Here is a 2,594-nt window from a genome sequence, read left to right on the forward strand (position 1 = left end):
GTAAGCGTCCGCTGAACCCCACTTTTTCTAACTCATTAATACCGCGATAGTGTCCACTTAAATTTAAGTGGACACCTATTTATGGATTTAAAGACAGTTATAGACAGTGCACCAACGCTAAAAAAGCCCCGTCGAACCTTCACAGCTGAATTTAAACATCAACTTATTCAGCAATGCCAGCAGCCAGATACATCAGTGGCCAAGGTAGCAATGCAACATCAGATCAATGCCAATCTGCTACATAAATGGATTCGTCAGTCCAGATCAATGCCCCCTGCATTAAAAACCCCATCCATTCCACAGACTGACTTTCTTCCGGTCATTCTTCACCCGACTCCAGTCAAACAAGAAGCACCTCTACCACCTGTGCCAGAGAAGAAAGCTGTCGCTCATATCAGGATTCCATTACATGAGGCACCAAGTTCCGCAAGGGATCAGATGATCGAGATCGACTGGCCGGTGGAGTCAGTAACTGAATTACTGTTGCTGATCCAGGGTTTGACTCAATGATTCGTATTGATGAGATCTGGTTGTCTACCCAGCCGATGGACATGCGTGCAGGGATGGATACAGCCATGGCTCAGGTGCTGAGAGCCTTTGGCTACATCAAACCGCATTGCGCTTACCTGTTCTGTAATAAGCGTGGCCATCGTATGAAAGTGCTGGTGCATGATGGACTGGGTATCTGGCTGTGTGCCCGGCGGCTGGAACAGGGGAAATTCCACTGGGCTAAAGTTCACCAGGGTGAAAGTATGGCGATCAGCCCGGAGCAGTTACAGGCACTGATCCAGGGTTTGCCCTGGCAAAGAATCGGACTGCAGCAAGTGGTAACAATGCTCTAAACCAGGCTCATCCATTCTGCTATTCTCCAAACGTTCTATTTCCTCTGCATCATGACCTCAGGCATACTGCGGTCATGAATACGCTGCCTGATTTAAGCCAACTGACCCATGAACAACTGCTGGAATTTACCAGACAGTTGGCGATGCAGCATCAGTCTCTGGCACAATCTAAACAACAACTGGAACAATCAAATCAGCAATTAGATGCCAGAGTTCAACATCTTGAAGTCACCAATCAGCAATTAGATTCTAAAGTTCAACATCTTTCTATTCTCAATCAAAAATACGAGCATGAGCTTGCACTATTTAAACAGCATAAATTCGGCAGTAAAAATGAACATCTAACCGCAAAACAAATCCATCTCTGGGATGAAGCGGTTGAAGAAGATATTGCAGCGGTTGATCTGGAACTGGAACGACTGAATGCAGATAAAACCAATGCAGCTGCACAGAAAGCCCCAGTCAACAAACCTAAACGTCGGCTGTTGCCAGATCATCTACACACCCTCCGTATTGAGCATGAACCTGAATCAACACAATGCAGTTGTGGCTGTACCTTGCGTCGTATCGGTGAAGATGTCAGTGAAAAACTGAATTTCAGACCGGCACAGTTCTATAAGGAACAGCATGTGCGTGGTAAATGGGTCTGTGATCAGTGTGACACTCTGACTCAGCAAGCGATGCCAGCCTATGTGATTGATAAAGGCATTGCTTCACCTGAATTGCTTAGCCATGTGCTGGTGTCAAAGTATGCCGATCATTTGCCTTTGTACCGTCAACGTCAAATCTTTCTACGCGCAGGTGTTGATCTGTCTAGATCAACGTTATCTGACTGGATTGGCCGCTGTGGGGTGGAACTGGAACCTCTGGCCAATGCCTTAAAACAGGTGGTACTGCAACAGCAGGTGATCCATGCAGATGAAACACCGGTGACGGTCATGCAGATGGGTGAAAATGAGAAAAAGCCCAAAAAAGGTTATGTCTGGGCCTATGCCAGCACACAGTACAATCCAGTTCAGGCAGTGATCTATGACTTTCAAGATAGCCGTTCTGGCCAGCATGCTGAAGACTTCCTGAAAGGCTGGCAGGGTCATTTGGTCTGTGATGATTACAGTGGTTATAAAGCACGCTTTAGATCAGGTCAGGTCATTGAGGTGGGCTGCATGGCACATGCACGTCGTAAATTCCATGAACTACATGTGACCAAGAAAAGTCAGGTCGCTGAACAGGCATTAGTGCTGATTCAGAAATTATATGCGATAGAAGCAGAATTAAGAAAAAAGACGGATGGTACAGCGGAAGACCGCTGCGAATACCGACAACAGCATAGTCAACCGGTCATGCAACAACTATATGAATGGCTCAACCAACATCAACTGACGGTGCCATCGAGTTCTCCAACCGCCCGGGCGATCAATTACAGCCTAAAACGTTGGACTGCTTTAAGCCGCTATCTGGATGATGGCAATCTACCCATTGACAATAATTGGATAGAGAACCAAATGCGTCCCTGGGCCTTGGGGCGTAAGAACTGGCTATTTGCAGGTTCGCTGCGCAGTGGTCAACGAGCTGCCAATATCATGACTTTAATCCAGTCAGCAAAGCTGAATGGCTTGGATCCGTATGCCTATTTAAGTGATGTGCTGAAAAGGTTGCCAACACATAAAGTGCCTCAAATAGAAGAATTACTACCTCACCGCTGGAAACCTGAACCCCGTTAAAACTTGGCGATGGCGTTCAGCGGATGCTTAC

At 46.7% G+C, this 2,594-nt stretch carries 3 protein-coding genes; all 3 read left to right on the plus strand.

Annotated features, from left to right (window positions below; all coding sequences use genetic code 11):
- The first annotated feature begins 81 nt into the window (after positions 1–81).
- The 3 genes from tnpA (at position 82) to WA249_RS18790 (ending at position 2,563) form a co-directional block, all read left to right on the plus strand.
- Positions 82–510 (plus strand): IS66-like element accessory protein TnpA, encoded by a 429-nt coding sequence (gene tnpA / locus WA249_RS18780; protein WP_000364662.1) that lies wholly within the window; start codon positions 82–84, stop codon positions 508–510.
- A complete protein-coding gene (gene tnpB, locus WA249_RS18785) occupies positions 507–842 on the plus strand; it encodes an IS66 family insertion sequence element accessory protein TnpB (protein ID WP_000618090.1) in 336 nt (111 codons plus the stop codon). The genes tnpA and tnpB overlap by 4 nt, the downstream gene beginning before the upstream one ends.
- A gap of 74 nt (positions 843–916) precedes the next feature.
- Complete coding sequence (locus WA249_RS18790) at positions 917–2,563, plus strand: IS66-like element ISAba17 family transposase (RefSeq protein ID WP_001094416.1); 1,647 nt, start codon at positions 917–919, stop codon at positions 2,561–2,563.
- Positions 2,564–2,594: the final 31 nt, after the last annotated feature.

The sequence above is a fragment of the Acinetobacter sp. 161(2023) genome (assembly GCF_037027805.1).
GTDB lineage: Bacteria > Pseudomonadota > Gammaproteobacteria > Pseudomonadales > Moraxellaceae > Acinetobacter.